This is a genomic window from Dubosiella newyorkensis (assembly GCF_001945605.1).
Classification (GTDB): Bacteria; Bacillota_I; Bacilli_A; order Erysipelotrichales; family Erysipelotrichaceae; genus Dubosiella; species Dubosiella newyorkensis.
The window spans coordinates 1-5,309 of sequence record NZ_MPKA01000125.1; the positions used below are offsets into that span (position 1 = coordinate 1).

General features: G+C 40.4%; 5 protein-coding genes. All 5 read left to right on the top strand.

Annotated features, from left to right (window positions below; translation table 11 throughout):
• Positions 1-80 precede the first annotated feature (80 nt).
• The 5 genes from BO225_RS11140 (at position 81) to BO225_RS11155 (ending at position 5,026) form a co-directional block, all read left to right on the top strand.
• Positions 81-362, top strand: coding sequence for a hypothetical protein (locus BO225_RS11140; RefSeq protein ID WP_076342285.1), 282 nt, complete (start codon positions 81-83; stop codon positions 360-362).
• Between the two features lie 15 nt (positions 363-377).
• Positions 378-503 (top strand): hypothetical protein, encoded by a 126-nt coding sequence (locus tag BO225_RS12905; protein ID WP_269843906.1) that lies wholly within the window; start codon positions 378-380, stop codon positions 501-503.
• Positions 504-629: 126 nt separating this feature from the next.
• Positions 630-3,203: an ATP-dependent Clp protease ATP-binding subunit gene (locus tag BO225_RS11145; RefSeq protein ID WP_076342286.1), complete on the top strand. Its 2,574-nt coding sequence runs from the start codon at positions 630-632 to the stop codon at positions 3,201-3,203.
• A gap of 50 nt (positions 3,204-3,253) precedes the next feature.
• On the top strand, positions 3,254-3,991 hold the full coding sequence (locus BO225_RS11150; RefSeq protein ID WP_076342287.1) for an NAD-dependent protein deacylase: 738 nt from the start codon (positions 3,254-3,256) through the stop codon (positions 3,989-3,991).
• Positions 3,992-5,026: a YdcF family protein gene (locus BO225_RS11155; protein WP_076342288.1), complete on the top strand. Its 1,035-nt coding sequence runs from the start codon at positions 3,992-3,994 to the stop codon at positions 5,024-5,026.
• Positions 5,027-5,309: the final 283 nt, after the last annotated feature.

Sequence of the window (5,309 nt, forward strand, 5' to 3'; positions counted from 1 at the left end):
AGAATTTAAAGAAACAAAAAATAAAAAAGCCCTTAAAATAAAGGGAATTTAATGATATAACTAGGGACAAACAAGTGAAAATGTCTTCAACTTATAAACAAGTTAGTACTCAACTTGAAAAGACGGGGCTTCTTGATCAGATCGTTCTGGCTTTGCAAGAAGCCATGAAAGCCGATCTTCCTATCCATCAACCGGATCTAGAGAACATTTATGTGGTTAGAGAAAATGAATATCGCTTGGATTTGATCGGAAGCGATCCATCCTTCTCGTTTGATTCCTTGCAAGAACTTTTCGAGTATCCGAAACTAAAACAGAAAGTCAAAGAAAGTGATTTATGGACCTATTCATTTTATGATAACTAAAAGGAGTGGTTACGTATGAAACTCATTGGATCCATCGTCAAGGTCGCAGGAATCGTTTTGATTGGAACAAGTTTGGTCAAACTTGGCAAAGAGCTCGAGAAATTCGAAGAATTCAAAAAGAGAAACCATAAGTGGTTATAATTGAATGCAAGAGTCCTATTTTAGGGCTCTTTTTGTATAAAGCATCTAAATTGAAGTGGTATTTTAGCGGTTTTATAATAGATACAAAGGTGATGACTCTTAGACAGGTCATAAAGGAGGACTTCTATGGATTATGAAAAAATGTCCGAAAATCTACAAAAGATTTTAATGAATGCCGTAAACGACGCTAGAGCGAATCAGCACGCAAGTGTAGATACGATCGATGTGTTGGAAGCGATGTTCAAATCTGAAATCCTTGATGGTCTTTTTGATCGTATCAATGTAGATAAAAAACTGGCTTTGACCATCATTGCGGAAGAAGAAAAGAAGATCGCGAAAAGTTCTTCACAAAACATTAATTTGTCCAATGAAGTACAAAAGTCGATCGATAAAGCAGCGAAGTGGGCGTCTCAGCACGATGAGATCTACCTTTCGGTCGCAACACTTTGGATCGCATTGATGTTCAACCATTCATACATTTCACGCAGACTCGTACAAACATTCAATCTCACGGAGAAAGAATGTGAACAAGCAGAATTAGAACGCCGTGGCGGACGGAAGATGGATACGCCAAATGCGGAAGAGAACTTAGAAGCGTTAAAAAAATATGGACGCGATCTCGTTGCTGAAGTCAAGGAAGGAAAGATCGATCCGATCATCGGCCGTGACGACGAGATCCGGCGCGTAATGCAGATCCTTTCAAGGAAAACGAAAAACAACCCTGTCTTGATTGGTGAGCCTGGCGTTGGTAAAACAGCTGTAGTTGAAGGACTTGCATGGCGGATCATGAAAGGCGATGTACCAGAATCTTTGAAAGATAAGACTTTAATCGAACTCGATATGGGTTCTTTGATCGCTGGCGCAAAATATCGTGGTGAATTTGAAGAACGTTTAAAAGCGGTTCTAGATGAAATCAAAAATTCCAATGGGCGGATCATCGTATTTATCGATGAGATCCATAACTTAGTAGGTGCTGGAAAAACAGAAGGCTCGATGGATGCCGCTAACTTATTGAAACCTATGCTTGCGCGTGGTGAATTACATATGATCGGTGCCACTACGTTCAATGAATATCGTCAATATATTGAAAAAGATGCCGCTCTGGAACGTCGTTTCCAAAAGGTCAATGTCAAAGAACCAAATGTTGAGGATACGATCGCGATCCTTCGAGGCTTGAAAGATCGTTTTGAAGGGTATCATGGTGTCCGTATCCTTGATGATGCGCTTGTTTCTGCGGCAACTATGTCAGATCGCTATATCACCGATCGTTTCTTGCCAGATAAGGCGATCGATCTTGTGGATGAATCCTGTGCGACTTTAAAAGTTCAAATGGAAAGCATGCCACAAGAGCTGGATGAATTGGAGCGCAAGATCATGCAGCTTCAAATCGAAAAAACGTCTTTGATGTCAGAGGATGACAAAAAAGCGGTTGAACGTCGTACTGAAATCGAAGAAGAAATGGGAAAACTGCAGGAGAAGCGTGATGAACTCCATTCAAAATGGGAAGATGAAAAGCGGATCCTGAATATGGCTCAAGAAGATAAGATCGCATTGGAAAAGGCGAAACTCGATCTCGAACAAGCACAAAACGAACTTCGTTACGAAGATGCGGCCAAGCTTCAATATCAGATCATTCCTGAATTAGAGGCTCGGATCAATAAAGATGGATTGCCTAAAAACGAAGGAACGATGATCCAAGAAACAGTGAATGAAGAGCTTGTCGCAAAGATCATTTCACGCTGGACAGGTGTTGAGGTGTCTCGTTTGGTGGAATCGCAACGTGAAAAACTGCTCAACTTGAAAAATGAACTCGAAAAACGTGTTGTTGGACAAGATCATGCGATCGAACTCGTGGTCGACTGCATCCTTCGTTCGAAAGCGCAGATCCAAGATGAAAATCGTCCAATCGGTTCTTTCTTGTTCTTAGGACCTACAGGTGTAGGTAAAACAGAAGTTGCCAAAGCGCTTGCGGAACAATTGTTTGATGACGAGCGACATATCGTTCGTATCGATATGTCGGAATATATGGAGAAACATAGTGTGTCGCGTTTGATCGGATCGCCTCCAGGATATGTAGGTCATGAAGAAGGCGGTCAACTGACGGAAGCGGTTCGAAGAAATCCATACTCGATCGTTTTGTTCGATGAGATCGAAAAAGCGCATCCAGATGTATTCAATGTGCTACTGCAGATCTTGGACGATGGTAGAATCACCGATTCAAAAGGCGTTACAGTCGACTTTAAGAACACGATCATTATTTTGACAAGCAACTTAGGCGCGCAATATGCGTTTGAATACATCAATGAGCCTGAACTTCTTCAAGAGAAGTATATGGATGCGGTCAAGAAACATTTCCGTCCTGAATTCATCAACCGGATCGATGAAATTGTTGTCTTCAATGCACTGCAGGATAAGGCATTTATCCGAATCGCCCGCAAGTTTATGAATGAACTTTCTCATCGCCTAGAGAACAAAGACATTACTCTTCATGTGAGCGATGCGGTTTACGATAAGATTGCGGAAAATGGTGTTGATCCATTGTTTGGGGCAAGACCGATGAAGCGATATATCCAAAGAAATATCGAAACGGAAATCGCCAAAAAAATGATCGCGGAAGGTGCTATGAATGATGCAACGATCGATGTTGACGTTAAAGATGATCGGTATCATATCGAAGTTAAGAAAAATCCAAAAGATTAGTATATAATCATTAGGCGAGGTCGTTCCTCGCCTTTTTTAGGAGAAGATATATGAATCAAATAGAACAATTAAATCAATGGATCCGTGAAAGCAACCGGATCGTGTTCTTTGGTGGCGCGGGAGTATCGACGGAGAGTCATATTCCTGATTTTCGCAGCGATAATGGATTGTATAAGAAAAAATATCCATATCCAGCTGAAACGATGCTTTCGCACACGTTTTTTGTGAACCATCCTAAGGAATTTTTTGATTTTTACTTTAATCAAATGATTTACGAGGATGCTGTTCCGAATAAAGCGCATTACGCGTTGAGCAAGTTGGAACAGGCTGGAAAGCTGAAGGCGATCGTAACTCAAAATATTGATGGGCTGCATCAAAAAGCGGGGTCTCTCAACGTGCTCGAGCTTCATGGTTCGGTTCTTCGCAATTATTGCACTCGGTGCGGAAAATTCTTTACGTTGGAAGAGACGATCAAGCTTCGTGATCAAGATGGCATTCCTCGTTGTGATGTGGATGGGCAGATCATAAAACCCGATGTAGTATTGTATGAAGAGGGGTTGGACCAAAACATTTTATATCAAGCGATCGATCAGATCTCGAAGGCGGATCTTCTGATCGTAGGAGGAACGAGTTTGGTCGTCTATCCGGCTGCCGGATTGATCCAATATTTTCGAGGAAAGCACTTAGTATTGATCAATAAAGAAGTCACACCAATGGATGCGCAAGCGGATCTCGTGATCCATGAACCGATCGGAGAAGTTTTGGATCAAGCGGTCAAGAATTTATAAATGATGTTGACAATTCTATTGTTTCTCTTTCTTATATCGCTTTGTGTCTTCTTATCGATCATGTATCGTGAGCCACGTACTTTGTGGAGCGGATTTTCGTTCTTTTGGGTGCTTTTGTTTTTGGGATTGCTGATCATTGGTTATTTAATGAAATACTCGCAATGGATCGTTGAGCATCAAGGTTTGTATTTGGCTTTGATCATTCTATTGATCATAGCCATGATTTTGTTGTTTATGTTTCCCGTATTGGTGATCTTGACATTTTTTGTAGAAGGAATCAAATTGATCCGTCATGAAGGCTTTCGATTTTCGAACATTTTGTCCTTATTATTCTCGATCGGTTTGTTCGTTTATTTGTTTGGCTTTCCAATCTTTTTTGGATTGCAGCAAAATCCGTATTTAACGATCCTTTATGGGATCGTGTCGACTTGCGTTGTTTTTGGTTTAAGCGTGTTCACGATATTTTGTTTTTCGGCGATGCTCAATCTAGTTCATTTCACAAAACGAAAGAATCTAGACGCGATCATCGTGTTAGGTTCGGGCATCCTTGGAAAGAAGATCACTCCTCTTTTGAAGGGGCGCGTGGATGCGGGGATCGAATTATTGAAAAAAAACCCAAAAGCGATCTTGATCCTTTCTGGAGGACAAGGTGAAGGGGAAGAGATTCCTGAGAGCAAAGCCATGTACGAATATTGTCTTTCGAAGGGAGTCGATCCTGATCGGATGATTCAGGAAAATCGTTCAAAAAACACAAATGAAAATTTGCTTTTTTCTAGAGAGCTTCTTTCAGGACAAAAGGATCGGGTGGCGATCGTGACGACACGATATCATGTCTTTAGAGCTTTAGAGCTTGCCAGACTTCAAAATTTTCGATGCATTGGTTTTGGCTCGAAAACAAAGTGGTATTTTACATTGAACGCTTTTTTAAGAGAGTTTATCGGCTATATCGCGATGACTTGGAAAACGCAAGCAATCTTATTGGGTATTTTATTGATTCCTTGGTTTTTAACTATTTTGCTCACTCTGAGAAAATAAAGCTCAGGTGAGCTCTTTTTTTATTCTGTCCTCTAAAAATATTTAAATAAAATTAATAAAATTATTGACAGATGATCCAAAACAAAGTATGATAAGCAAGCGTTGAGAAAGACGCAGGACATACGAACTTCATAGATCCATCCACAAGAAAAAAATCAAATTTCTTCTTGACGGAAAGGGATCAGGAGGAGTAGTATAAACAAGCTGTTGAGGTTTCTCCTCAATCTGTCCTCTAAAAATATTCAAAAAATATTGAAAAAAGTGTTGACAGAACAGTTCATTC